At 52.4% G+C, this 25,657-nt stretch carries 22 protein-coding genes; 9 read left to right on the plus strand and 13 right to left on the minus strand.

Translation table 11 applies throughout. The features are described from left to right. Window positions 1-219 precede the first annotated feature (219 nt). Both B4C79_RS13530 and ettA read left to right on the plus strand, forming a co-directional pair. Window positions 220-1,362: an NAD(P)/FAD-dependent oxidoreductase gene (locus tag B4C79_RS13530; RefSeq protein WP_291739337.1), complete on the plus strand. Its 1,143-nt coding sequence runs from the start codon at window positions 220-222 to the stop codon at window positions 1,360-1,362. 38 nt (window positions 1,363-1,400) lie between these two features. Beyond that, window positions 1,401-3,062 (plus strand): energy-dependent translational throttle protein EttA, encoded by a 1,662-nt coding sequence (ettA, locus tag B4C79_RS13535; RefSeq protein ID WP_105028752.1) that lies wholly within the window; start codon window positions 1,401-1,403, stop codon window positions 3,060-3,062. A 164-nt stretch (window positions 3,063-3,226) separates the two neighbouring features. On the opposite strand, the gene B4C79_RS13540 is transcribed toward ettA, so the two are convergent. The 5 genes from B4C79_RS13540 to B4C79_RS13560 form a co-directional block, all read right to left on the minus strand. After that, a complete protein-coding gene (locus B4C79_RS13540) occupies window positions 3,227-3,541 on the minus strand; it encodes a DUF6966 domain-containing protein (RefSeq protein WP_291751584.1) in 315 nt (104 codons plus the stop codon). Between the two features lie 75 nt (window positions 3,542-3,616). Continuing rightward, complete coding sequence (locus tag B4C79_RS13545; protein WP_291751583.1) at window positions 3,617-3,913, minus strand: HigA family addiction module antitoxin; 297 nt, start codon at window positions 3,911-3,913, stop codon at window positions 3,617-3,619. Between the two features lie 10 nt (window positions 3,914-3,923). Next, on the minus strand, window positions 3,924-4,205 hold the full coding sequence (locus B4C79_RS13550) for a type II toxin-antitoxin system RelE/ParE family toxin (RefSeq protein WP_291742361.1): 282 nt from the start codon (window positions 4,203-4,205) through the stop codon (window positions 3,924-3,926). 161 nt (window positions 4,206-4,366) lie between these two features. After that, window positions 4,367-4,888 carry a hypothetical protein gene (locus B4C79_RS13555; protein ID WP_291742358.1) on the minus strand — a complete coding sequence of 174 codons (522 nt, stop codon included), beginning with the start codon at window positions 4,886-4,888 and terminating at the stop codon, window positions 4,367-4,369. A 22-nt stretch (window positions 4,889-4,910) separates the two neighbouring features. Then, window positions 4,911-5,840, minus strand: a complete 930-nt coding sequence (locus B4C79_RS13560) for a hypothetical protein (protein WP_291742355.1) — start codon at window positions 5,838-5,840, stop codon at window positions 4,911-4,913. A 705-nt stretch (window positions 5,841-6,545) separates the two neighbouring features. Between B4C79_RS13560 and B4C79_RS13565 the strand changes: the two genes are divergently transcribed. Beyond that, the gene (locus tag B4C79_RS13565; RefSeq protein ID WP_291742352.1) at window positions 6,546-6,848 is read left to right on the plus strand and encodes a helix-turn-helix domain-containing protein; all 303 of its coding nucleotides are present in this window, start codon (window positions 6,546-6,548) and stop codon (window positions 6,846-6,848) included. Further along, window positions 6,845-8,173 (plus strand): type II toxin-antitoxin system HipA family toxin, encoded by a 1,329-nt coding sequence (locus B4C79_RS13570; RefSeq protein ID WP_291742350.1) that lies wholly within the window; start codon window positions 6,845-6,847, stop codon window positions 8,171-8,173. The genes B4C79_RS13565 and B4C79_RS13570 overlap by 4 nt, the downstream gene beginning before the upstream one ends. Window positions 8,174-8,185: 12 nt before the next feature. Here B4C79_RS13570 and B4C79_RS13575 read toward each other — a convergent pair whose 3' ends face one another. From B4C79_RS13575 to B4C79_RS13610, 8 genes are read right to left on the minus strand one after another with little or no spacing between them, the layout of a single operon-like run. After that, entirely contained in the window at window positions 8,186-8,584 is a 399-nt protein-coding gene (locus B4C79_RS13575; protein WP_105028738.1) for a cytochrome c-type biogenesis protein, read from the minus strand. Then, entirely contained in the window at window positions 8,581-9,150 is a 570-nt protein-coding gene (locus tag B4C79_RS13580) for a DsbE family thiol:disulfide interchange protein (protein ID WP_291742348.1), read from the minus strand. The genes B4C79_RS13575 and B4C79_RS13580 overlap by 4 nt, the downstream gene beginning before the upstream one ends. After that, window positions 9,147-11,138 carry a heme lyase CcmF/NrfE family subunit gene (locus B4C79_RS13585; protein WP_291751581.1) on the minus strand — a complete coding sequence of 664 codons (1,992 nt, stop codon included), beginning with the start codon at window positions 11,136-11,138 and terminating at the stop codon, window positions 9,147-9,149. The genes B4C79_RS13580 and B4C79_RS13585 overlap by 4 nt, the downstream gene beginning before the upstream one ends. Further along, window positions 11,135-11,542 carry a cytochrome c maturation protein CcmE gene (gene ccmE / locus B4C79_RS13590; protein ID WP_008251122.1) on the minus strand — a complete coding sequence of 136 codons (408 nt, stop codon included), beginning with the start codon at window positions 11,540-11,542 and terminating at the stop codon, window positions 11,135-11,137. Before ccmE ends, B4C79_RS13585 begins: the two co-directional genes overlap by 4 nt. Beyond that, on the minus strand, window positions 11,535-11,708 hold the full coding sequence (locus B4C79_RS13595; RefSeq protein WP_168426938.1) for a hypothetical protein: 174 nt from the start codon (window positions 11,706-11,708) through the stop codon (window positions 11,535-11,537). The genes ccmE and B4C79_RS13595 overlap by 8 nt, the downstream gene beginning before the upstream one ends. Window positions 11,709-11,726: 18 nt before the next feature. Continuing rightward, a complete protein-coding gene (ccmC, locus tag B4C79_RS13600; protein ID WP_291739312.1) occupies window positions 11,727-12,419 on the minus strand; it encodes a heme ABC transporter permease CcmC in 693 nt (230 codons plus the stop codon). Between the two features lie 2 nt (window positions 12,420-12,421). After that, entirely contained in the window at window positions 12,422-13,756 is a 1,335-nt protein-coding gene (locus B4C79_RS13605) for a heme exporter protein CcmB (RefSeq protein ID WP_291739313.1), read from the minus strand. Window positions 13,757-13,758: 2 nt separating this feature from the next. Further along, window positions 13,759-14,850: a tetratricopeptide repeat protein gene (locus tag B4C79_RS13610; RefSeq protein ID WP_291739314.1), complete on the minus strand. Its 1,092-nt coding sequence runs from the start codon at window positions 14,848-14,850 to the stop codon at window positions 13,759-13,761. A 282-nt stretch (window positions 14,851-15,132) separates the two neighbouring features. Here B4C79_RS13610 and B4C79_RS13615 point away from each other — a divergent pair, with 282 nt between their 5' ends. The 5 genes from B4C79_RS13615 (at window position 15,133) to B4C79_RS13635 (ending at window position 25,654) form a co-directional block, all read left to right on the plus strand. Then, window positions 15,133-15,948, plus strand: a complete 816-nt coding sequence (locus B4C79_RS13615) for a hypothetical protein (RefSeq protein WP_291739315.1) — start codon at window positions 15,133-15,135, stop codon at window positions 15,946-15,948. Between the two features lie 6 nt (window positions 15,949-15,954). Next, entirely contained in the window at window positions 15,955-17,421 is a 1,467-nt protein-coding gene (locus B4C79_RS13620) for a hypothetical protein (protein WP_291739316.1), read from the plus strand. Between the two features lie 103 nt (window positions 17,422-17,524). After that, window positions 17,525-19,492, plus strand: coding sequence for a GlcG/HbpS family heme-binding protein (locus tag B4C79_RS13625; RefSeq protein WP_291739317.1), 1,968 nt, complete (start codon window positions 17,525-17,527; stop codon window positions 19,490-19,492). Then, window positions 19,477-21,738: an SH3 domain-containing protein gene (locus tag B4C79_RS13630; protein WP_291762658.1), complete on the plus strand. Its 2,262-nt coding sequence runs from the start codon at window positions 19,477-19,479 to the stop codon at window positions 21,736-21,738. Before B4C79_RS13625 ends, B4C79_RS13630 begins: the two co-directional genes overlap by 16 nt. A gap of 16 nt (window positions 21,739-21,754) precedes the next feature. After that, the gene (locus tag B4C79_RS13635) at window positions 21,755-25,654 is read left to right on the plus strand and encodes a hypothetical protein (RefSeq protein WP_291751575.1); all 3,900 of its coding nucleotides are present in this window, start codon (window positions 21,755-21,757) and stop codon (window positions 25,652-25,654) included. The last annotated feature ends 3 nt before the right edge of the window (window positions 25,655-25,657 follow it).

Raw genomic sequence — 25,657 nt, forward strand, 5'->3', positions numbered from 1 at the left:
AAAAAAGGAATGTAGCAAGCCTACCTGAGAATATGGCTTGAAAATCGAATGTCTACGCGCATCTTAACCAATGCCACTCTGTTTGGTAAACACCCGTATACATTTGGATTCCGCTTACAATGCCAATACTCAACGTTTACGATAGCAATTCGTGATTAATAAGCTTCAATTATAGAAATTGACTATTGAAACTCACGTGCAACACACAGGATTAACACTATGAACACCACCATCATTGGCAGCGGCGTGGCCGCATGGACTTTGGTTAGAGAACTTCGCAAAGCCGACCCCGAGGCGGAGATTCGCCTGATCACGGCAGACAGCGGTGACTTTTACTCCAAGCCCATGTTGAGCAATGCGCTGGCCAGTGGCAAAACAGCCGAGAGCCTGGTGATGACGCCTGCTGCAAAATTTGCCGAACAACAGAAAGTTGAACTGGTGCCCAACGCCACCGTGAGCGCGGTGGATGCTGAATCGCGCAGACTGACAAGCAGCGCAGGCGAGTTCAGCTACGACAACTTGGTATTGGCTCTGGGTGCCGACACCATCAAACTGCCGATTGAAGGCGATGGCGCAGGCGACGTGATTAGCGTGAATGACTTGAATGATTATGCAGAATTTCGAAAACTGCTGGATGGCAAGAAAGAAGTGGCCGTGTTGGGTGCAGGCTTGATCGGTTGCGAGTTTGCCAACGATTTGTTGAAAGCGGACATTCACACCACTGTGTTTGACTTGGCTGACCGTCCCCTGGCCCGCCTACTGCCTGAACAAGCCAGTACCTTCATGCAAAACAAACTGGCCGAGAAAGGCGTGAGCTGGAAACTGGGGCGTACCGTAAACAGCATATCGAAGAACGGGGCTGGCTACACACTGACGGATTCCACTGGCGAAACAACCCAAGCTGATTTGGTGTTGTCTGCAGTCGGTTTGAAGCCACGCACTGCATTGGCCGAAAATGCGGGCATTACAGTGGCGCGCGGCATCGTGGTGAACAACCTTGGACAGACCAGCAACAACAACATTTATGCCTTGGGTGATTGCGCCGAATACCTGGGCAAGTTTGTGTTGCCGTACATTATGCCGGTGATGCAAGCTGCGCGCGCCATGGCGCAAACACTGGCTGGCAAACCCACTGAAATCAAATTCCCTGCAATGCCGGTGAGCATTAAAACGCCCGATTGCCCTGCGGTGGTGAACCCACCCCTGCCCGAGCATGAGGGTGAATGGGAAATAACAGCCGATGACAACGGTGTGAAAGCCTTGTTTAAAGGCGCAGATGGCGCGCTGCTGGGCATGGCATTGTTGGGTGAGGCCAGCAAAGAACGCCAAGCTTTAACCCCCCAACTGCCTGCGATGATTTAAAATTGCGGCAACGTTAAACCTATTGAATTGGAAACCGAATGGCCCAGTACGTCTACAGCATGAACCGCGTGGGGAAAATTGTTCCCCCCAAGCGCCAGATTTTGAAAAATATTTCGCTGAGCTTTTTCCCCGGCGCGAAAATTGGTGTGCTGGGCTTGAACGGCTCTGGCAAATCCACCCTGCTGAAAATTATGGCTGGTGTGGACAAAGACATTGAAGGCGAAGCAGTGCCCATGCCCAATTTGAATATTGGGTATTTGAGCCAGGAACCAGAACTGAACCCCGAGCACACGGTGCGCCAGGCCGTTGAAGAAGGTTTGGGTGAACTGGGCATGGCCCAGCAAAAGCTGGAGGAAATTTACGCCGCCTACGCCGACCCTGAAGCAGACTTTGACAAACTGGCTGAGGAACAAGCCAAGTGGGAAGCTGTGATTGCCGCTGCGGGCAACGATGCTGAACACCTGATGGAAATTGCAGCCGATTCACTGCGCCTGCCCCCTTGGGAAGCCAGCGTGGCCACGCTTTCCGGTGGTGAGAAACGCCGTGTGGCATTGTGCCGCCTGTTGATGAGCAAACCGGACATGTTGCTGCTGGACGAACCCACCAACCACCTGGATGCTGAATCGGTGCACTGGCTTGAGCAGTTCCTGCACAAGTTCCCAGGTACTGTGGTGGCTGTTACCCACGACCGCTACTTTTTGGACAATGCCGCCGAATGGATTCTGGAACTGGACCGAGGATCTGGCATTCCGTGGAAAGGCAACTACAGTTCCTGGCTGGACCAAAAGCAGGACCGCCTTAAGCAAGAAGAAAGCAGCGAAAGCGCACGCCAGAAAGCCTTGAAAAAAGAACTGGAATGGGTTCGCCAAAACCCGAAAGGACGCCAGGCGAAATCCAAAGCGCGTATTGCACGCTTTGAAGAATTGTCTAGCCATGAGTACCAGAAGCGCAACGAGACACAGGAAATTTTTATTCCCGTGGCCGAGCGTTTGGGCAATGAGGTGATCGAGTTTGAAAATGTAAGCAAAGCCTTTGGTGACCGCTTGCTGATTGACAACCTCAGCTTCAAGATTCCACCCGGCGCAATTGTGGGTGTAATTGGCCCCAACGGTGCGGGTAAATCGACTTTGTTCAAAATGATTGCAGGCAAGGAAGAGCCCACCAGTGGTTCAATCAAAGTTGGCTCAACTGTGCGCATGGCCGTGGTTGACCAGGCCCGCGATTCACTGCCCAACGACAAAACAGTGTTCGATGGCGTGGCCGATGGTGCGGACATTCTGACCGTGGGCAAGTTCGAAATGCCTTCACGCGCTTACCTGGGACGCTTCAACTTCAAGGGTGGCGACCAGCAAAAGCTGATTGGCAATTTGTCCGGTGGTGAGCGTGGTCGTTTGCATTTGGCCAAAACCCTGATCTCCGGCGGCAACGTGTTGCTGCTGGACGAACCATCAAACGATCTGGACGTGGAAACACTGCGCTCGCTGGAAGACGCGCTGCTGGAATTTGCGGGCACTGTGCTGGTGACATCTCACGACCGTTGGTTCCTGGACCGTATTGCTACACACATTCTTTCCTGTGAAGGTGATTCGCAATGGGTGTTTTTTGACGGCAACTTCCAGGAATACGAAGCTGACAAAATCAAGCGACTGGGTGAAGAAGGTGCGCGACCGAAGCGAGTGCGTTACAAGCCTTTGAAGTAATTGTTTTTGGGTTGATGTAAAAAAACCGAACTTTGGGTGAACCGGGTTCGGTTTTTTTATTGGTGGGGGGTTGTGCTTAGTGTTGAGGAAACCGTTGGACATGAGAGGCTCGACCCGGCGTGTCCGTTAAACGGGGTCAACTCCAAATTGTTAGTGCACCGCAGTTACTGTGAACGCTTAATGGCATCAGCCAACTTCAATGCTTTGGCACTAAGAGCGTTGAACTTCTGATTGAGTTCAATATGCCCAGACCTCCATTCAAGAACACCATTCTTATAACGTTGACCGACAATAACGTCATTCATCGAACCCATGCCACCATACGCAGAAAGAAAATACTCTATGCCCGAGTAATCTGAGTTGAGTAGGCGCGCTCTCGCTTTTCGCATCCATCCGCCCCAGTGGACATTTCCGTCTTCTTCAAGAACTGCGGCGAGTTCATCCAACACACCGATTAGCTCTTCAGTTTTTGGGCCCAATTTGAAACACCTAACGTTTGAATTCAGCGACTGGCCGCGCTTTTCGGCCAGTCGGATGGAATGAGGGGTTAGCCATTACACATGCGCCAAACTATGAATGGAGAAAAGACGATTGGCGATACTTTTCTCAGCGGTTTTTAAATCATAGCTAGCTTGCAAATTGAGCCAATACTGTGGAGTTTGATCAAAAGCTTTTGCAAACAGCAATGCCAATTCAGCCGTAACTGGGCGCTTGCCTTTAACGACATGGGAAATGCGCATGGGCGACACACCAATGGTGCGAGCAAACAATGCTTGAGAAATATGAAGCTCCTCAAGGATTTCAGCGAGATACTCGCCAGGATGGATGGATGTTAAACCATTGCGGATCATGTTATTCCTCCTAGTGGTAATCCACTATTTCGACATTAAATGCGTCACCGTTTTCAAATGTAAAACAGACACGCCACTGTTGGTTTATACGTATGCTCCATTGACCAATGCGATTACCTGAAAGAGCCTCCAGTTGATTGGATGGCGGCAAACGTAAATCTTTTAACTCTGTAGCGGCATGCAATTGATTAAGACGCATAGCTGCACGTTTGAGAATTTCCGAAGGTAAACGACGAGATTTACCTGTGACGAAAAAGCCCTCGGTTTCAGTGTTGGCAAATGTTTGAATCATGCGCCAATCATAAACATAATGTTTACGTTGTGCAAGTATTCTTGATGGCTAACACTGGAGGTGAGCGGCATGACGCGGCATTGCGCCACAAGGCGTAAGCCCACCAGCACGCTTCGCGCGGGCATGGCCGGCTGCCGTAGCGGGTCCGGTTGAACGACATGTTAGGCCGCACTGGTCGTTGTTGGATCAATTGGCATGAGCTTTTCCAGACGAGCGATTGTGAAGCACCAAGCCTCAGGAATCGTGTCGACGCTGCCTTTGGCAATGCCACCTTGCCAGATGTATCGCTCTCGAAGTGACGTGTATCCATGCTTGCCACGGCTGGCCTTCAGGTAGTCCGCCATCTCCTCAGGCTTCGCGAGGTAGATCCTGGGCATATCACCAAACTGAGTGTCCTTGAACTGCACCAGGCAGAAGATCAGATTGGCGCGTGAGTGCTTTTTGAGCCAGAGATCGATCGCTTCAAAGTACGAGTTGCCCTTGTTCTTAAAGCTCTGAATCAACCCCCAGCCACCATCTTTGCTCCCCTTGACTGAAACCAACGCGTGACTATCGCCGCGGGCGACCACGAGGTCGTAGCCGGGCTGATTGGCGCCGTACTGCACAGAAACCTCGCAGCCCGCTTGTGCGAAGAGCGCTGCGGCAAATGCCTCGGCTGAGATGGCAACATGGTATTGCTGCATATTGTGCGGCCTAACGCTCAAATCAGCGGCGAAGACTTTGGCGAGTCCGCTGGATTTGCTTGTTAAATGCACCTTCCTGAACACCGAAATATAGGTTGATACCAGTAACAAACTTAAACACAGACAAACGGTATAAGTCTCGGAGTAACTTCGGTACCTCGGTTTGATTCTGGTCAAGATCCCCCACTATCTCGTTGTAAAGGCTCATAAGTTCACCTTGGCTTTTTAAGCTAGTTTCAGCGAGATCGCAGCTTTTAGCCACGAAATTCGAGTTTGAAATTTCATTCCCACTTTCTGATTGAGAAAGTCGCTGTAACTCCTGCAATAAATGCTTGCTCTCGACCTTTTGTGGTTCGGAGTGTGCAATACCGGTAGTCCCAGCGTCTACGTATGTATAAGCGTTGTGGCCACTAAGCTTGTTAGGTTGACAGAAATTAGATCTTTGGATGAATGCTCTGTTTTTATGAGCATGCCAAAATTCTTCTTTTGTATGGAATGCTGGACTAGCATATGTCACGATACCCCGATCTCCCACACTCGATTCCAAATTTTCAAGCGTCTGTTGTTGATGCTCTAAAACTTTATATCGATAGTAATCTCGCTGCCAGGACTGCCATTCAGATGCGGTCTCTTTGACCATTCGCTCTGGCCGTTTATGCTGAATGAAGGCATTGAATTTAAACTGCGGCAGATCACTATCAAACGCTTCTTCCAACTCAAAAGCATCCTTAGGAAAATATAAGCCACTCAAATAACTTCTGAAAAACCTCCTGTACCATGGATATCCACCCAAAAAATGGCGCCAGAACGCTTTATTGCGAGTAAACAATGCTGCGTCAAATCCCAAAATATTCTCTAAATACTGACCAGGCGGGAAGATCAGATTACTCCCTTGAAGCAACTCGATATTTAAGTGTTGCTCGTACTGCTTCTCTTCAAACTCTGCGAGCAAGCTCGATACTCCCTTTCATTTAACTAGTTTTATCGAACAATAACGGCGATATCCATTTATCCGAACATCACCCCTGAGAACCCCTCAACTGAGTGAGTCCTTTGTACAACTTAGCGACTGACAAATATACTGTTCTTATGAACAGTATAACTAAAACCCAAAACCCGCCACGTTTGCTTAACGAATTGCGTACGGTGATTCGCTCTAAACACTTTTCCTTTACAACCGAAGAAGCATACGTGTACCGGGTTTTGTTTTGCACTCATCGTTCTAATCCACCATGGCTACCGCAGGCCGGTACCAAAGCCAAGAAACGTGCTCGAAATGCAATTTCAACAGGTTCAAAATGTAAATGGATCAGTATGCAACAGCAAGCAAGTTGATCCGTGCACCCTATTGCTTGGGAAGTAAGCAATTGCCAAAGGGCCGCCCAGCCTTGTTGTGCGCAACAAGGCAACATGCGCCACCCTGCATTTGCGGGGTAACCATGCAAAACTGCACCAGGCAAGCCCGGTAAAATTTAATAATTTTATTGCGCAGAAATACGCGTTTAAAAATAAAAAATCACCCTAATACGCGTTTATACGCGATTTAAAACATAACTTTACTTGAAATATTTAAATTATTGCAATACGCTTAATAACGCGCATAAAATACAAAAAAATAATCAAAACGTACAAAAACACATTTTAGGAACGACATAAATTGCCTCAAAAAACGCTTGCGGAACTGGAAACCACTTTGGGCGCAAACCTGAAACAGCTTCGCCTGAGCCGAAACACCGACCAACACACACTGGCTGAACAAGCCGGTGTAAGTACCCGTGCGCTGCAAAGCTTGGAAAACGGGGAAGGTTCATCATTGCAAACACTGGTAAAAGTTGTCCGCGCCTTGGGGAGGGAAAGCTGGTTCGACACAATTGCACCAGTTGCAACCATCAACCCCATGACCATGGTGGCCAAAGCAGCACCCCGTCAGCGCGCAAGGCGCAAACCGAGCAAGTCATGAATAACAAAAAGAAAATCGCACGAACAAAAAGCACGGCCTATCAACCCGTGGACCGTGTTGAAGTCTTTCTTTGGGGAAAACAAGTGGGTGCGGTAGCGCGAGACCCTGTGTACGGCTATTACGCCTTCGCCTACGCACCCGCCTTTCTAAAAACCGGCATTGAACCTGCCCCACTACAAATGCCTTTGAACAACGGCGACCCATATTTGTTCACAGATCTGCCAGTTGAAACTTACAAACGGTTACCGGCCATGCTGGCCGATGCCCTGCCCGATGATTTTGGCAATGCATTGATTGACCGTTACATGGCCGAGCGGGGTTTGTCTAAAAGTGACATTACTGCACTCGATCGCCTGGCCTACATGAGTAACCGCGCCATGGGTGCTCTCACATTCAAACCAAGCCGCGGGCCTTCGAAGCGAGTGGCCACCTCAATTGAATTGGGTAGCTTGGTAGAACAGGCCAGAAAAGCGGTGACTGGTCAGTTTGACGACGATGAAGATGAATACACAAATGCAGCCTTGCGCAGCATTATTGATGTGGGTACCTCCGCTGGTGGGGCCCGTGCCAAAGCGGTTGTTGCATGGAACCGCGAGACGCAAGAAATTCGTTCCGGACAAGTGGATACACCGCCAGGGTTCGAACACTGGCTACTAAAATTCGACGGCATTGGCAAAGACAACGAACTGGGCGCATCAGGAGGCTATGGTCGAATTGAATACGCCTATTATTTGATGGCCAGGGCGGCGAAAATTTCCATGTCAGAATGTCGACTACTAGAGGAAAACGGCCGTGCGCACTTTATGACACGCCGTTTTGACCGGGCTGCAAACAATGTGCGCCATCACATACAAACGCTGTGCGCATTCAACCACCTGGACTATAAAAAGAAAGGCACGAATGCTTATGCTCAATTATTCGACTGCATTGTGAAACTGCAACTTCCTTATGAACAAAAAGAAGAAGCGTTTCGACGCATGGTATTCAATGTGATGGGAAGAAACTGCGACGATCACACCAAGAACTTTTCGTTTTTGCTAAAGGAAGGATCAAGCTGGGAACTGGCACCAGCCTACGACATCACCTTTGCACACAACCCTGAGGGTGAATGGACTCACCAACATTTGATGTCGGTGCATGGAAAATTCAAGAATTTCGCTGAGCTTGATTTGCTGGAAGAGGCGGAGCGCTTTGCAATAGGTTCCGCACCCAAAGTTATTCGAGAAGTTCGCCAAGCCATTAAACGTTGGCCTGAATTCGCATCGCTGGCGGGGGTACCGCCTGAGCAGGCAAAAAAAATTAACGAGCAGCTGCTGGTTCTGTAACCGCAGCATCAATCAGCTGTCTTTTTTGTTTTTAGTTTTGGTGTACAAGTTTTCTGCCCATTGTGCGCTTGCTTCAGCGGTAGGTGCGCTGGCTTTGCTCTTCCCCACCTTGCGCGCCAGCACCACGGCAATAAGCAACACCACAAATGGCCCCAACCACAACACCGCATTTTCCATGCTGTAAGCGGGCTTGTAGATCACAAACTCGCCATAGCGATCTTGCATGTAGCTTTTAATTTCCTCGTTGGTTTTGCCAGCACGAATTTGCTCGGCAATTTTGTCTTTCAAATCGACTGCCAAGGAAGCATGAGAATCAGCCAGCGACTGGTTCTGGCACACCAAGCAACGCAACTCGCTGGCCACTTCTTTGTACTGTTCTTTCTCTGCTGCATTCAGGTCATTCACATTCATCGGGAAGCCTCTATTGCGGGCAGTGCCATGCTGTCGAAATAATCAACGGGAATTGGCCCCACTTGTTTGTGAATAATGGTGTTGTTGGCGCTCATTAAAAAAGTTTCGGGCACGCCATACACACCCAACTCAATTCCATACTGGCCTTGCTGGTCTATCAGGATCAAATCATAAGGATTGCCATATTGCGCCAGCCAACGGCGGGTATTGGCCAGGTCGTCTTTGTAAGCCAAGCCCACCAGCTTGATTTTGTTCTGTTTTGCCAAAGCAATGAAATGCGGGTGCTCCACCAAACACGCTTGGCACCACGATGCGAACACATTCAGTACCCAAGGCTGACCTTTCAGTGCATCAATACTTTGCAGTGTTTGAATGTCGGCAATTTGCACTGCATCAGCCTCTGGCCCGTTAAAGCTGAGCACGGGAAGCACTACCGCAGGCGCGGGCTTACCAATCAATGCGGAGGGTAATTTCTTGGGGTCAAGCCACAAACCACGGAGCAAAAACACACCCAAAAACAACAAGACCAAAATTGGCAAATACAGGCGCAAGCGTTTCTTGATCATGCCGCCACCGCATTCTTTCTGGGCCGGTAACGGCGATCAAACACGGTAAGCAAACCACCCAGTGCCATCAAGGCACAACCCCACCAAATCAGGTTGATCAATGGCTTGTAATACAGGCGCACGCCCCACGCCCCGGAGTTTGCGCTGCTTTGAACTGCATCGCCAAGGCCGATGTACACGTCGGAGAACCAATCACTGTGAATGGCTGCCTCAGTCATGATTTGCTCTGAACTTTGATAGCGACGTTTCTCAGGTTCCAGCAAGTGGATCACCGTGCCGTCGCCACGCGTTAATTCGAACACGCCCAGAGCAGCCACATGGTTTTGCCTTTGCACCGAATCAACTCCAATGAATGTGACTCGCCATAGGCCAATTTCAGAAGTTTCTCCTGGCTTGAGCACGGCATCGGTTTCAGTCTCAAAAGTTTTTACCCAACTGACGCCCACCACAAACACAGCCACTCCCAAATGCGCAAGCACCATGCCCCAATACGAAAGAGACAAACGGCGAATGCGATACAGCAAACCACTTTCAGGAATGCTTGCCCCGGCTTTGCGCGTGGCCACCGCAGCATGGGCCAGCGTGGCCACCGCCATGAACACTGCACACACCACACCCACAGCCCACAACAGGCTGAAATAACCATTGAACAAGGCTGCTCCCAACAACACCAGCGCGGCAACAGCGAGCGCTACTGCCCCGGGCTTGATGTATTGCGCCAGACGCGTTTCGCGCCAGCGAGAATCGGGACCCAAGGCCATGAGCAACACCGCGGGCAATAGAATGGGTGCAAACATGGCTTCAAAATAAGGCTGCCCCACTGACATTTTCCGCCCGCCAATTACCTCGACCACCAAGGGGTAAAGAGTACCCAACATCACGGCCACCAGGGCAGCGCTCATGAGCACATTGTTGGACAGCAACAGCGACTCACGACCAGTGGCCTTGAAATTGCCACCCTGCCCCACCTCACCTGTTTTAAGCGCATACAGAATGTAGGAAGCGCCCACCACAATAAACAACAAGGCGAGAATGAACACGCCACGTTCAGGGTCTGTTGCGAAAGCATGCACCGAGGTAAGCACACCCGAGCGAACCAGGAATGTACCCAGCAGGGACAAGGCAAAGGTGGTGAGTGCCAGAAGCAAGGTCCAGCTTTTCAGGGCACCGCGTTTTTCAGACACGGCCAGTGAATGAATGAGCGCGGTACCTGCCAACCAGGGCATTAAAGATGCATTTTCGACCGGGTCCCAAAACCACCAACCACCCCAACCCAGTTCCCGGTAAGCCCACCAGCTTCCCAAGGCGATGCCCATGGTCAGAAACGCCCACGCCACATTGGTCCAGGGGCGACTCCAGCGCGCCCAGGTCATGTCGAATCGGCCCTCCAGCAAACCAGCCACTGCGAAGGCAAAGGTCACTGCGAAGCCCACATAGCCCATGTACAACAGGGGGGGATGAATGATCATGCCGATGTCTTGCAGCAGCGGGTTCAGGTCTCGCCCGTCGACGGGTGTGGGGTACAGGTATTCAAATGGGTTGCTGGCAATTAACAAATAAAGCAGAAAACCCACCAGCACCAATTGCAAGGTGGCCAGTACGCGCACTTTGAAACAAGCCGACACCTCGAATTTGGCCCAGGCCACAGCTTGGGTCCAGCCTGCAAACATGAGCACCCAAAGTAAAAAGGAGCCTTCATGAGAACCCCAACTTGCGGCCACCTTGTAAAAAACAGGCAGAGCCAGGTTGGAGTTTTCAGCCACGTTGCGAACTGAAAAATCGCTGATCACAAAGGAATAGACCAAACCAACAAAGGCAATACTGACGAGCCCAGAGACCAGCAGCACATTGCGTTGAATCGAGTTCAACAAAGTGACTGCTGGCGCATGGTTATATACCCCTCGCACTGCGGCAAAACCAGCGACTGCGCCAAACAAGGCCAACACGGTGGCCAAGGCTAAACTGAACTGGGATATCAAGGCGATCACTGCTCAACTCCGGGCGGCATGTAGTCTTCATCGTGTTTGGCCAAAACCTCAGAGGCTTTGAATGTGGTGCCGTCCCATTGGCCATCTGCGACAACGCCTGTGCCTTCCTTGAATAAATCGGGAACTATGCCATTGAACTCGACCGGCACTTTGTTGTTCAGGTCACTGACCACGAAACGAACTTTTAATGAGTCGGCCTCGCGTTGAACGCTGCCCACCTCGACCATGCCACCCAGGCGATAGGTTTTTTCACCTGTGGGCACTTCGCCACCCAGTATTTGAGTGGGGGTGTAGAAAAAAACCAGGTTCTCGTTAAACACTTTAACCAAGGCAATACCAAAACCCAAAGCCACGACAACAATGGCTGCCAGCCAAGCCGCGCGATGCGCGCGCGCATTACTCATTGTTTGCTCCTTTCCCAAGCCCGACCATTCGATTGTCTCGCTTTTTTTGACGAACCAAATCGGTTTTGCTGGGGCCCGCACGGCCAGCCAGCAGACCATCCACAACCAGAATCAAGAGGCTTAAACCCACGCAAGCCCAAATTGTTTGCCATGCATCAAGAATCATTGTTTTGCCTTCTGCCCTTTACAACCAACGCCTTTGTACCAACAAACGCCGCGCACGGTTCAACACCGTGCTGGCACAAATCAACCAGAACCCCAACACGCTGAGCCACATGCCCATTGCAATGTCGGGGTGAATTCGGCTGCCACTCATCGACACGCTGTAGCCCTGATGAAGCGTATTCCAGAAAACCACCGAGAGGTAAATCAAGGGAATATTCACTGCGCCAATCAACAGCCCAACAGCCAAAACACGATCGGCCTTGGCCGGGTTGGTGGTCAGTTGGCCCAAGGCAATGAGGCCCAAGTAGATAAACAGCAGTAAAAGCTCCGAGGTCATTCTTGCATCCCACACCCAGTAGGTACCCCAGGTGGGCTTGCCCCACAGTGCGCCGGTGATCAATGCCAACACAGTCATCCATGCACCGGTGGGCAGTAGCGCACGCATCATGACGGCGGACACATCGCTGCGGTACACCCAATTCAAGCCAGCATACACACAGGCTACCAGGTAAAGAAACATTGACATCCACGCGGCGGGCACATGCACATAAATGGCTCTATACACTTCGCCTTGCTGAACATCAACAGGTGCCAAAAACAAGCCAGTGTACAAACCAAAACCCAGCAACAGCACACCGGCAGCAAGCAGCCATACCCACAGCCAACTGGCCAGGGCGTGAAATTTGGGGGGTGAAGCCAACTGAGCAAACATCGTTATTCCTGTATTAAACCAACAAGGCGCTTGGCCACGAATGGCCCCAGCAAACAACCCAACATTCCCAAACTCGCAAGCACAGCAAGCGGTGCAATTGCACTGCGGCCCAAACCACTGGCCTGACTGGCCTCAAGCCCGAAAATTAGAACGGGGACCAACAGCGGCAAGGCCAGCAAATAAACCAGAACCGCACCACCACGAGTCAGCATCACCAACAGCGCGATCAAGCCCAACAGCGGCGCCACAGCCCAAATGCCCACGCTCAACGCGAAAGCCAGGTCAATGGTTTGCGTGGCGTGAAGACCCAGTTGTAACGCCACCAGACCTGTGACAGGTACCAGTACCACCACTTGGCACAGCACCAAAAATACAACCCTGACCAACCAATACAAAGCAATGTTGTCCGGATTAAGGCCCGCCACAAAGCCAAGCCACCCAGTGCGGTAATCCTCTGCAAACCAGTCTTTGGCCCCCAGCATCAAAGCGAGTAACAAACTAACCCATACGGCCACTTGTGCAAATTCGGCACTTGGCTTTCCGAGTCCGATTCCAAAAAAACTCAGCACCATCCAGTGAAACAAAGCGCTCCACAGCAGTGCTTGTGGATTGCCCAAAGTCACCGCCCAGTCGCGTTGAAGCAAGGCGGAAAAATCCACCTTTGCAGCACGCCCGGTCTCCTGTGCAGGGGAATCATCTACGCGGGAATCATCCAGGTGGGCATCTGCTACAAAACCGCCAAGCAACTTGCCCTGTTCCAGCCTGCCCTCTTTCACGGGTACACCAGCCAGGTGCTGCGTTAACACCGATGCGTCCACGTGGGTGGCCATGAACACAATGCCACCCTGATCAAAATGCGTGGCCACCGCCCCGGCCAATGTTGCAATACCCTCATGATCCAGCGCATTCAAGGGCTCATCGAGCAACCACACTTTGAATTGCCCCGCCAACAAGCTGCACAAACCCAAACGTGCACGCTGCCCAGACGAAAGGGTGCCGATGCGCTCGTATTGCCAGTTCGCAAGCCCTACCCTTTCAAGCAAAGATTCAACGCTATGGGCATTGGTACCAAGGTGACTCAATACAATTTGCAGGTGTGTGTCGACCAACAATTCATCACGCAGGCCAAACTCAGGTTTGAATAAAACACACTGGCCCGGCAATGAATTGCTCATCAATCTCAACAGGGTTGATTTTCCAACACCATTTCCACCCCGAATGACATTGATTTCGCCCGGTTTTAATTCAAATCCGATTGGGCCTGACAACACCACACCCGCTGCTTCCAGAGACGGCGTTTTAACTCGCAGGCAAGTGGCCGAGAGTGAAATATGCATCGTCAATTCGCCGGGGCCTCCGGCAAACTTAAATCAACACCCGAAGCGAGCCGATTGCGAGGAAGCGTTTGCCACGCTGACTCGATATCTCCTGCACCTGTTTGGGCCATGCCTTGAATCGACAAGCGCGCTTGAATGTGCACGGTATCGGGCAAATTGCCAACACCACCTTCCTGAATAAAGTCGCCCGGGCCGATGCGCACCGCGAGCTTACTTGCGCTTAACTGCGAGGCAGGCACGCGAACCACGGCCAGTGGCATGCCAGGGCCGGGCTGCGCCTTTAAGAATACAAACAGTGCCGATGATTCCTTCAGGCTTTTTAATGCTGCTTCAGGAACAGTTACGTTAACTATGGTGAGAATGTCCTCGGGTGCCGGATTCGATTGTTTCAAGCTCGCTTGCTGAACCTGGCTAAGCAGTTGCCAGTACACCTGCGCTTTGTCTTGATCACCCGCTTGCTCGGCAGCACTGGCTGCCAGTGCAAGGGCCTTTTCATGGCGAGGATCACTTTGTAGTGCAGCTGCGATGTAAGTTTCTGGTTCACCAGCCAGTTGGCGGCCCTGTGCCATGGCGGTCATGTCGGCCAAATCTGCGAGAATATCTGGATGCCCTGGCGTGAGTTCCAGCGCCTTTTTCAAGGCATTGGCACTTTCAAGGTAATTGGACATGGAGGCGTGCGTGCGCGCCAGCAGCACCCACCCGCGCAAATCGTCCGGCTGCGCTGCAAGCCTTGCCTGCAAGCCCGCCAGCCTGTCCTGCAAATTGGCACCGTCACCGGGATGCCCTGCTGAAGCGGCAACGGCTTGATCTACACTTGGTGCAAGCGCATCTACAGAATTCGCTTCAGGCCATTTCAATGCGCCGGGGTGCATCGCACCAATCAAATAGGTGAACAGAACCGCGAATCCCAGGCTGCCTGCAATCAGCCAAGGCATGGCCGCGGGCCTGGCCCAGCTCAGACGCATTGGGGAAACGCCAGCCGTGGCCATGTGTGGCTTGCTCTCGCTGGCCATGGTCAGCCAGTTGTCAATCAAAACCTGTTTGCTCGCAGAGTCGAGTGTTGGGTCGGTTTCAATTTCCTGGCGTCGGTTCAAAAAAGCACGCCACTCAGGGCTATCCTCCAGAGACCCTACCCCATTCGTGGTTTTTTGATCATCGGAGAAAAAAAATCCATTCCACGCAAAATATAGGCAAAATACTAGAAAAAACAGGAAGATAAATCCCACAAAGGCCACACCAAGACTCAATTGTTAACCCCCAGACATGAAGTAGGGATACTAACATCACCAATGATCACGTAACATTAACGGCTATACAGAAATTAGCGTAAACCCTGAGCAGCATTACCTCTGACTATTCGCCTAGGCGCTGAACACATGATTCAGGACAACCTGTTCAACTACAAACGATTTGTTTTCCTGAAATGGGCCTTGCTGCTGACGCTCATTTCATCGTTTGCCTACCTTTTCGACCAACCCAGAATCAATGCCAATGGCGGAACCTGGTTGGGCTATACCTTGGGAACGATTGGTGCCCTGCTCATTCTTTGGCTGATGTGGTTTGGTGTACGCAAGCGCCAGTATGCCAACGAAGCAGGCAACTTGCGGGGTTGGGTATCTGCGCATATTTATTTGGGACTGGCCTTGTCGATAGTTGCCACATTGCACACAGGTTTCCAGATTGGCTGGAATGTGCATTCATTGGCCTATGTGCTAACGATGGCGACCATTGGCACCGGCGTGTGGGGGCTCAGCTTTTATTTGCGGTATCCCGCAGAAATGTCAAACGCACTGAATCGCCAAAGTCCTGAACAAATTGTGGAACAAATTCAAGCACTCGACCGCGAAGCACAAAAGCAGATTAAAAATGCAAGTGGCTTGATTGGGCGAGTCATCGCTGCCTCACACAAACAAAATATTTATCCCAATCGCAAAAGCCAGCGCAAAGGTGTAGTGAAAGACTGCGCCACCGAGAAAGCAGTTAATGACCTGCAACAGGAAATGACACGAGTTGACAGTCTCTCCGACATATACAGAAACCAGGTGCAGCGACTGCGCGCCTTGAAACAATTGCGCCGTTATTACCACTTGCGATATTGGCTTGAGCTGTGGCTATCCATCCATGTGCCTTTGTCGTTTGGTTTGCTGGCTGCGTTGATTGCGCATGTGTTGTCTGTTTTTATTTACTGGTAAGCGAACATGGCCGAACAAGAAAAAAGCCCGCTTCAACGTGAGCAACAGGCCTTGCAAAAGCCCCTGGGGCTGAAACGCCCACTTTCGTGGTTGCTTTTTGTACCCATTCTTTTCGCGTTTCTTGTGTTGCCTTTGCTGGCCATGCAGGTACCCGGGCTTTTTGGTGTTGAGCACACGAGCCCGGATGAAAAACCACAAACAGTGCGTGCCGAAAAACTGCCGGTGAATGCACACCCCAGCCTTCAAAGTACCCCGGTTTCAAACACGCGCAATACGACAGCACTGGCCCTGGATTCAATCTGGAACCCGGGACCATTGGCCTCTGCCCACGCCAATCTTGAAGGCGATTGCCAGGCTTGCCACGCCGGCAACTTCTCGCGTGTCAAAGATGAAAGCTGCCTGGTATGCCACGGCAATATGGGCTTACATGTAACCGAGCAAACACTGCCCGACACGTCATTCGAAGAAGGCCGTTGCGCAAGCTGTCACCGCGATCACAAAGGGCGCGAAAGCCTCGCAGAACAGAACAAACATTTTGTAGGTGCCGACTGTGCGGCTTGCCATACCGACATTAAAACTGTGGCACCAAAAACTGAAACCCTTGCTGTCAGTGACTTCGCAGGCGACAAACACCCGGCATTTCGAATTACAGTGGCCACCGGCCCTGAGCCCAGTGATTTGCGGCGTATCCGCATGGCGGCCAACACACCGATTGTTGAAAAAACCAACCTGAAGTTTCCGCACGACGTTCACCTTGACCCAAAAGGCATCGACAGCCCAAGCAAGAAAGTGGTGATGGAATGTGCCAACTGCCACGAGCCAGCAGACACTGCCACCGGGTTTAAAACGCTCAACATGGAAAGCCACTGCCAGGAATGCCACAAGCTGAGTTTTGAGCCTGCCCTGCCCGATCGGCAAGTTCCCCACGGCCCTGTCGATGCGGTGCTCAGCACGGTCGAAGAGTTCTACAGTTATTTGGCTTTGCACCCCGAAGAACGCAACAAAGTGAATGCACAGCGTGCGGTGTTGCGCGCGCGCCCAGGTGAGAAAAACCCGAATCGCTCCAACTTGCGAAACTTGAGCGGCAACCCCCGTGCACAAGCAGCATTTGCAACAGTGGAGCTGTTTGAAAACACGGCTTGCGCAGTGTGCCATGAAGTAAAAGCTGTAGATGGATTGGGCAACACCAAGACTTCTGGCTCCAGAATGCCGCAGTACGAGATTGCCGAGATCAATCCCGCCCACCCGTGGATGCCCATGGCCAAGTTCGACCACAAAGCACACGAATTTGAAAGTTGTGAAAGTTGCCATAAAGCAAGCAAATCCGAGGAAGCAAGTGACGTACTGATGCCAGCCATTGACGGTTGTCAAACTTGTCATGCGGGCAGTAAACCCGTGCTCAACAAAGTTCAGTCAGACTGTGGCGTTTGCCACGAATACCATATACATAAAAAAGAAGTGGCAGTGAAGTAATCGCCATTCGACGCAGTAACTTGAGTAGACAGACCAGCAGTGAACTGGGGACTTGCAGGCAAGCAAGTCCATTGAAAAACAAAGATGAGCGAGTTAGAAGTCGATGCGTACACGCAAAGTTGCCGTTACTGGCACAGCAGCAAAATTGAAACGGATTGCCATGGGAGTGGCAGTTTGCCTTGCAACGCCATTCATCTTGGTGTCATGTGGTGGCGGGGGCGGCGGTGGAAGCTCGTCTGAACCCAATTTCAATGTTGAGCCTTTGGGCACGCAAAGCCTGTCCATCCCGGAGGTCAACGACATTGTGGCCCGCGCGGTGCAGGCATCCATTTCTCGCGGCGTGCAATCAACCATTGCCATCACCGACCGGGTGGGCAATGTGCTGGCGGTTTATCGAATGACCAACTCCAGCCCATCTGCAATTATCACAAGTGGACTGAGTGGTGCCAATGGCAGGGGCCTGGACGGATTCACCCCAGTACCCAGTGAATTGGCTGCTATTGCCAAAGCAATTACCGGAGCCTACCTGTCTTCAACCGGGAACGCATTCAGCACCCGCACAGCCAGCCAAATTGTTCAGGAATTTTTTCAACCAGGGGAAACAGGCCAGCCCAGCGGCCCACTGTACGGCGTGCAGTTCAGCCAACTTCCCTGCTCTGATCTGAATGTGTGGCTTTCACAAAATGCGACCATTGGACCAAAACGCTCACCGCTTGGTTTGTCAGCAGATCCTGGTGGCTTTCCGATCTATCAGGAAGGCCGGGTGGTGGGTGGTATCGGCGTGATTGCATCAACCGATGCGGGTACACAAGGCGTGTACGGGCTGGACCGTGACATCCTCACCAATGAAGTTGATCTTGAGGAAGAAATCGCATTTGCCGCCCTGCCAGAGGCTTTCCGTGCGCCCGCTCAAATTCGTGCAAATCGTATTACTGCAAACGGCCAAACTTTTCAGTTTTCCAACACCACACCCGCAGTGGCTGGCGCCGCGGCGCTGGCTGGGAATGGAAACTTCGTGGCAGTTACAGGCTACAAAACAGCAGCAGGCGTCATTGCTGGAACATCTTATGGCACCAGTCAATCCGGTTACGTAGCGACCACCGCCCCAGCCTTCAATGGCCTGAACACATTTACCCTGATTACCAACCCCGCTGACAACACCTCGGTGCGTTTTCCGCCGACTGCCGGAGCGAACCTGACGCAAGCCGAGGTGCAGAATATTTTGGTCGAGGGAATGAAGATTGCGAACCGCGCTCGTGCGCAAATCAGAAATCCTTTGGGTTCTCCAGCGGAAGTCACGGTGTCTGTGATTGATCTTGACGGAGATATTCTAGGCCTGGTTCGCTCGTCAGATGCACCGATATTTGGCACCGATGTATCGGTACAAAAAGCGCGCTCGGCACTTTCATTCAGTTCAGCAGAGGCATTGACTGACTTTACTGCAATTGATGCGGGTAACCATGCCGCATTTGCCAATGCAATGGACACGTTTTTTACCGGGCAGGCCAGTTCCCTAAATGGCAGCAAGGCATTTTCAGCGCGCGCAATCGGCAACGTGCACCGCCCTTACTTTCCAGACGGTGAAGTGGGTACGCCAACAGGCCCACTTTCATCACCAATCTCTCAATGGAGCCCCTTCAACGTTGGCTTTCAATTGAACATTGTGACCAACAAGGTATTGGGTACGCTGACAGCGACCACGCGCGCAGCAAATCAGTTCTCACCCCCTGCCGCACTCACCTGTGTTGACGACGTGAATATTCCCGCAGGTCGACAAGGCCGTTTCGCCAATGGTATGCAGATTTTCCCGGGAGGTTTCCCGATTTACAAAGGCGACACATTGGTAGGTGCAATTGGTGTGTCCGGTGACGGCGTGGACCAGGACGACATGATTGGCTACCTGGGCGTGATCAACGGTGCAACCGCTGTGGGCAGTACCATGCGCCCATTCCCCTCCACCTTGCTGACTGCCAATGAATTGTCCAATTCAGGCGAATTTTTGAAGTATGTGCAGTGCCCGCAAACTCCGTTCAACAACAGCAGTGAACAAAACGTATGCCCAGCACCATGAAGAAAAACAACAACATCATGCGTTTGAAACCACTGGCCATCGGGCTAATTTTGGCTGGCTTGCTGCCCGTGCCCGCAATTGCGCAAATTCGGGCGGATATTCGCAGCGAAACAAAACCTAACCTTGTTGCCCAGGTGACAGAAACCGTTGAGAAAGTTACCCGGAAAGTGGCGGGCATTCCGGAAGTTGCGGAACTTGAAAACGCCGAACGCCCGCTGGTGTTGCTGCAAGTGTTTGACAACCGAAGCGTGGTGTACACAAAACCCAACAAGGAATCTCGCGCGATTGGCGAGTTTTTCAAAGGTCAGTTGGTCGATGCCTATGAAGAGAAAGACGGCTGGTACCGGGTTCGTATTCAGGACAGCCTCTTGGGTGGCTTCCTGGGCAGCACCGACGGCTGGGTGCAACAAGGTACCGGCCAGTACGGTGAACAATCGCTGGGCGTATTTGCGCCCCGCGCATTTTCAGCCGATGTGCTGCAAGACAAAGCAGGCACTGGCATACGCCCTTCAAGCACTGCCACACCGGGCATAGTCCCCAACACAATTCCACAAACACCGCAGGTACAGCGCGCCATTCCTGGCCGCGACACACCCATTGTACCGCGTGACATTGCCATACCCGTGATCGACCCGAGCCAGGTGCCCCCACCTTTGCCCAACCTGCCACGCGAAACAGTGGCAGTGCCTGATCGCTGGCGAATTATGCAATCGCTGGGTTTCAAGTTTCCCCTGTTCGACCCCTACAACCAGAACGTGATCAAGGGCGACCTGCCCGTGTTGCAGAACACACTGGGCCCCGACTGGTTTTTTAACTTGGGTATTATTGCCGACACGCTGTACGAGCAACGCAACTTCCCGGTGCCTGTACCGCCAGCCACATCCAGCACTGGTGGGCAGGCCAATATTTTCGGTGATGGTGAGCAATCGATTTTTGCCCACAACTTGATCGTGAGTTTGTCGTTGACCAAAGGCAACACTACTTTCAAACCACCCGACTATGAGTTCCGTTTAACACCGGTGTTCAACTACACCGATGTGCGCGTCAATGAAGACCGCTTGCTGAAAATTGCCTCTTCTTCCGGCGATGTTCGCCGTGAAGGGTTTGTGGGTATTCAGGAAGCATTTGTCGACGTGCACCTTCGCAACGTGTCAGATCGCTACGATTTCGACAGCTTGCGTGTAGGTATTCAGCCATTCATCAGCGACTTCCGGGGCTTTCTGTTCCAAGACCTGCCCATGGGCATTCGCCTGTTTGGCAACCGCAACAACAACATTTACCAGTACAACATCGGCTATTTCAAGCGGGTTGAAAAAGACACCAACAGTGGTCTGAATGATATTCGGCAAGACCTGCGCGACGATGATTTTTTCGTGGCCAACCTGTACCGGCAAGACTTCCCGTTTTTGGGTTTCACCAGTCAGGTTTCTTACATCCACAACCGCAACGATGAAGACGGTGAACGTTACTTCGACGCGAACGGATTTCTCGCTCGGCCCTCCTCGCTGGGCGATCAAAAGCCGTTTGGCTACCATGTGGATTATTTTGGGTTCAGCGGTGATGGCCACTACGGCCGCATGAACATTACCACTTCAACCTACTACGCCACGGGTAAAACAGACAGGCACCCGCTTGCCCAGCGCGAGCAAGACATTGATGCATTCTTTCACGCCACAGAATTGTCGCGCGACTTTGACTGGTTCCGTTTGCGTGGCAGCTTCCTGTATGCGTCGGGCGACGAAGATCCTTTTGATGGAAAAGCCGAGGGCTTCGATGCCATATTCGAGAACCCCCAGTTTGCAGGTGCCGACACCAGCTTTTTCATCCGTCAGAATATTCCTTTGATTGGCGGCGGTGGTGTGGCTTTGTCGGGCCGAAACGGCGTGTTGCCTTCCCTGCGTTCAAGCAAAGAACAGGGGCAATCGAATTTCATCAACCCAGGCCTGTTGCTGCTGGGTATTGGTGCCGATATTGATGTATTGCCCGAGCTTCGTTTGGTGGCCAACGTCAACAAGCTTGAATTCGACAACACCAATGTGCTGGGCACCTTGCGCCAGCAACGCCCACCATCCACGGATTTGGGTATTGATGCGTCGGTGGGTTTTCAGTACCGCCCCTTCTTCTCGCAAAACATTGTGGTGAATGGGTCGTTTGCCAAACTGTTACCGGGCAAGGGCTACAAAGAATTGTTCCCGGAAGACAAAGACCCTTACTCGTTTTTGTTCAACGTGATTTTGAGTTTTTAAGGCAGGTTGTTTGTTGATGAATTTGAATAACGCCATTGCTCCTCCCACAAAGCCCGCCAGCAACAATCGCTGGCAGGGCTGGCTGCTTGCATTGGGTTTCGCGGTGGCAACTGTTTCCACTCTGGGGATCGACCAAGTGGCCCATGCCGCCAGTGAAAAGTTGCCTGAAAAAAGCTACACCATGGCACCCCATGCGCCTGAACGGCAAACTGCACGGGAAGCCTTTGCTAAAACCGAAGGCTGCATGAGCTGCCACACACAGACAGATGAACACACCATGCACGCCAACCCCGGTGTGGTGTTGGGCTGCACCGATTGCCATGGTGGTGATGCCACCGTGAAATGGAATGGCAAAGAGCAAAAGCAAGGCACGCTGGCCTATGACCACACCCGCGCAGCGCGTGAAAAGGGCTTTGCACCTGAATATCGGGCCGCACTGGACAAAGCCCACATTGCGCCACGAAACGAGAAGTTCTGGAACTACCCTTCGTCGGCCAACCCAAAGCGTTCGTACGCCAAGCTGAACAAAGAGCACCCCGCCTACATCCGCTTCGTCAACCCCGGTGACTTGCGAGTGGCACGCGAAGCCTGCAGTGCATGCCACTTGCCAGTCATTCAGGCCCAAGAACGCAGCTTGATGAGTACATCGGCCATGCTGTGGGGTGGAGCCTCGTACAACAATGGAATTTTGCCTTACAAACGCTACATTCTGGGCGAGGCCTACACGCAAGACGGAAAACCCGGTTTGCTGAAAAACCCGGTGGAGGCCAACAATGAGCTGTTTGTTCACAAGGGTATTCTGAATGAACTGGCGCCCTTGCCCGCTTGGGAAACCACGCCCCCTGGGGACATATTCCGCGTGTTCGAACGTGGCGGCAAAGTGATCAACAGCATCTTTCCTGAAGTGGGCCTGCCCAACGTGTTGGGCCAAATTCAGCGACTGGACGAACCGGGGCGGCCCGACATCAAGCAATCCAACCGGGGCCCTGGCACCGGCCAGCGTATTGCCGTGCCCTTGATCAACGTGACCAAGACCCGCTTGAACGATCCGCATCTTTGGTTCCTGGGCACCAATGAGCAACCCGGTGACTACCGTTCATCGGGTTGTACGGGCTGCCACACCATTTACACCAACGACCGTGACCCAAAGCATGCAGGGCCCTACGCCAAGTTTGGTCATGATGGCACCACGCAAACCATTGACCCGACCATTGCAAAAAACGAAAGTGGTCACCCGGTGAAGCATGAATTCACACGCGCCATTCCGAGCTCGCAGTGCATGGTGTGCCACATGCACCAGCCCAACGTGTTTGTGAACAGCTATTACGGCTACATCATGTGGGACTACGAAAGCGACGCGCCGCACATGTGGCCGGAAAAGCAACGTTACCCCACCGATTCAGAAATGCGTGAAATTCTGGATCGCAACCCCGAAGAAGCCGCGGTGCGTGGCAAGTGGAGCGACCCCGAATTCCTCAAAAACGTTTCAACGCTCAACAGCAAACTGAAAGACACGCAATTTGCCGATTACCACGGGCACGGCTGGAACTTCCGTGCAGTTTTCAAGCGCAACCGCAAAGGTGCTTTGCTGGATGCGCAGGGCAATGTGGTTGCCGACGACGACCCCAAGAAATTCGACAAGGCAGTGCACCTGAGTTCCATTCACCTGGACGTGGGCATGCACTGCGTTGATTGTCACTTTGCGCAAGACATGCACGGCAATGGTCACATTTATGGCGAAGTGGCTGCCGCAGTTGAAGTGGATTGTGCCGATTGCCATGGCACCGCCACCAAATACCCCACCTTGCGCACCAGCGGGCCTGCTGCGCCACCTGGCGGCAGCGACTTAACCCAATTGCGAACCCAGGACGGCCGCAAGCGCTTTGAGTGGCGAGATGGAAAGTTGTATCAGCGCGCTGCGCTTGACCCCACCAAAGAATGGGAAATGAGCCTGGTGAAAGACAATATGAACCCGGCACACCCTGAGTACAACGCCAAAGCTGCACGCGCCAAACTGATGGGTGCTGGTGCAGAAGGCCAAGACGGGAAATGGGGACCAGGCGTAAAAGAGCTGGCGCACGACAACGACAAGATGACTTGCTTCACCTGCCACCTGAGCTGGACCACCAGCTGCGCGGGTTGCCACTTGCCCATTCAAGCCAACTGGAAAACCGAGCGCCTGCATTATGAAGGCGGGGAAACCCGAAACTACGCCACCTACAACCCGCAGGTGGCGCGCGACGACATGTTCCAGCTGGGCGTGCATGGCCCGGTAAAAGGCAATCGGATTGCACCGATTCGCTCAAGTTCGGCCTTGATTCTTTCATCGATGAACGCCAACCGCGAACGCATTTACATTCAGCAGCCACCCATTGCATCCAGTGGTTTTTCATCGCAGGCCTTTGCACCGCACTACCCACACACCGAGCGCAAGGAAGAAACAAAAACCTGTAGCGATTGCCATCTGTCACGCGAGGATGACAACAACGCCATCATGGCGCAGCTGTTGTTACAAGGCACAAACTTTGTGAACTTCATCGGGTTCAATGCATGGCTGGGCGGCACGGAGCACATTGCGGCGGTGACCGTGACTGAATGGGATGAACCCCAGGCCGTGCTGGGCAGCTATCTGCACAAATACGCCTACCCGGACTATTATCAAAACCACTTGAATCGCAATCGAGAACTGGCTGATACCGTGGTGCCCGCGTTGATGGACCACACCACCAAAGGCGTGGCCAGTTGCATTCAATTGCGCGGCGAGTATGTGTTTGTGGCAGAAGGAAAAGGCGGTTTCCGCGCCTATGACGCAGCCAGTGTGGCCAACAAAGGCTATGGGCAACGCGTGATCACCGCACCGTTCAGCCCGCTTGGCCACGACACCCATGTGGCCTCCAAAAATGCGACTTGCATGGCCCTACCCACCAACCAGCCCATCAACCCCGAGAAAAACCAGGGCGACCTGATGCGCATTACCAATATGGAACAGCCATTCCACCCGATCTACAACTACGCCTTCATAACCGACAGCGAAGAAGGCCTGATTGCAGTGAATGTGAACACACTGGCAGACGGCGAGCCCCGCAACAACTTCTTCGAGCGCGCGGTAAGCTGGAACGAAAACGGAGTATTGAGCGGTGCAAGCCACATTACCTTGGGCGGGCACTACGCTTACATCACCACGCCCAAGGGGCTGGTGTTTGTTGATATCAATAACCCCTTGAAGCCGCGCCACATCACCACCCTGCCCTTGCAGGATGCTCGTGCCACAGCGGTGCAATTCCGCTACCTGTTCGTCACCACAGCCAAAGGGCTGGAAGTGATCGATATTACCCACCCTGAGAAGCCCGAACACACCGGTGCCGTGGTGCCCATGGCGGATGCACAACGAGTTTATTTGGCACGCACCTACGCCTATGTGGCGGCAAAAAAACAGGGCTTGGTGATTGTCGACATTGAACGCCCGCGCAAGCCCGTGGTGTACCAACAATTTACTGCAGACGGGCAACTGAATGACGCGCATGATGTGGTGGTGGGCTCCACCAATGCATCCCTGTTTGCCTATGTGGCGGACGGTGTCAATGGTTTGAAGGTTTTGCAACTGACATCGCCTGACACGCAGCCGAAATTCTATGGATTCTCGCCTGCGCCCGTGCCTGAACTGATTGCATGGCGAAAAACACCCAGCCCGGCTTTGTCGGTATCCAAAGGTTTGGACCGGGATCGCGCCGTGGATGAGACAGGCGGACAAATTGCCGTGTTTGGCCGAATTGGTTCACGCCCATTCACCCGCAAGGAAATGGAGGCGTTTTACCTTCGCCCCGATGGCCGCCTGTGGACCGTGACCGACAAGGTTGAAAAAGAAAACTACCTGCCCAAGCCCAAAGTCAATTCAGTGGCTTTCAGAAAGGATTAAGCC

Origin of the sequence: Limnobacter sp. UBA7229 (assembly GCF_002473065.1) — a bacterium.
GTDB lineage: Bacteria > Pseudomonadota > Gammaproteobacteria > Burkholderiales > Burkholderiaceae_B > Limnobacter > Limnobacter profundi.

What these genes read in the sequence shown, in the direction of transcription:
- B4C79_RS13635 (WP_291751575.1), top strand. Translation starts at nt 21,755, where the DNA reads ATGAATTTGAATAACGCCATTGCTCCTCCCACAAAGCCCGCCAGCAAC.
- B4C79_RS13615 (WP_291739315.1), top strand. Translation starts at nt 15,133, where the DNA reads ATGATTCAGGACAACCTGTTCAACTACAAACGATTTGTTTTCCTGAAA.
- B4C79_RS13550 (WP_291742361.1), bottom strand. Translation starts at nt 4,205, where the DNA reads ATGATTCAAACATTTGCCAACACTGAAACCGAGGGCTTTTTCGTCACA.
- ccmC (WP_291739312.1), bottom strand. Translation starts at nt 12,419, where the DNA reads ATGTTTGCTCAGTTGGCTTCACCCCCCAAATTTCACGCCCTGGCCAGT.
- B4C79_RS13625 (WP_291739317.1), top strand. Translation starts at nt 17,525, where the DNA reads ATGCGTACACGCAAAGTTGCCGTTACTGGCACAGCAGCAAAATTGAAA.
- B4C79_RS13545 (WP_291751583.1), bottom strand. Translation starts at nt 3,913, where the DNA reads ATGATCCGCAATGGTTTAACATCCATCCATCCTGGCGAGTATCTCGCT.
- B4C79_RS13595 (WP_168426938.1), bottom strand. Translation starts at nt 11,708, where the DNA reads ATGATTCTTGATGCATGGCAAACAATTTGGGCTTGCGTGGGTTTAAGC.
- B4C79_RS13530 (WP_291739337.1), top strand. Translation starts at nt 220, where the DNA reads ATGAACACCACCATCATTGGCAGCGGCGTGGCCGCATGGACTTTGGTT.
- ccmE (WP_008251122.1), bottom strand. Translation starts at nt 11,542, where the DNA reads ATGAGTAATGCGCGCGCGCATCGCGCGGCTTGGCTGGCAGCCATTGTT.
- B4C79_RS13605 (WP_291739313.1), bottom strand. Translation starts at nt 13,756, where the DNA reads ATGCATATTTCACTCTCGGCCACTTGCCTGCGAGTTAAAACGCCGTCT.
- B4C79_RS13570 (WP_291742350.1), top strand. Translation starts at nt 6,845, where the DNA reads ATGAATAACAAAAAGAAAATCGCACGAACAAAAAGCACGGCCTATCAA.
- B4C79_RS13630 (WP_291762658.1), top strand. Translation starts at nt 19,477, where the DNA reads ATGCCCAGCACCATGAAGAAAAACAACAACATCATGCGTTTGAAACCA.
- B4C79_RS13580 (WP_291742348.1), bottom strand. Translation starts at nt 9,150, where the DNA reads ATGATCAAGAAACGCTTGCGCCTGTATTTGCCAATTTTGGTCTTGTTG.
- ettA (WP_105028752.1), top strand. Translation starts at nt 1,401, where the DNA reads ATGGCCCAGTACGTCTACAGCATGAACCGCGTGGGGAAAATTGTTCCC.
- B4C79_RS13555 (WP_291742358.1), bottom strand. Translation starts at nt 4,888, where the DNA reads ATGCAGCAATACCATGTTGCCATCTCAGCCGAGGCATTTGCCGCAGCG.
- B4C79_RS13620 (WP_291739316.1), top strand. Translation starts at nt 15,955, where the DNA reads ATGGCCGAACAAGAAAAAAGCCCGCTTCAACGTGAGCAACAGGCCTTG.
- B4C79_RS13575 (WP_105028738.1), bottom strand. Translation starts at nt 8,584, where the DNA reads ATGAATGTGAATGACCTGAATGCAGCAGAGAAAGAACAGTACAAAGAA.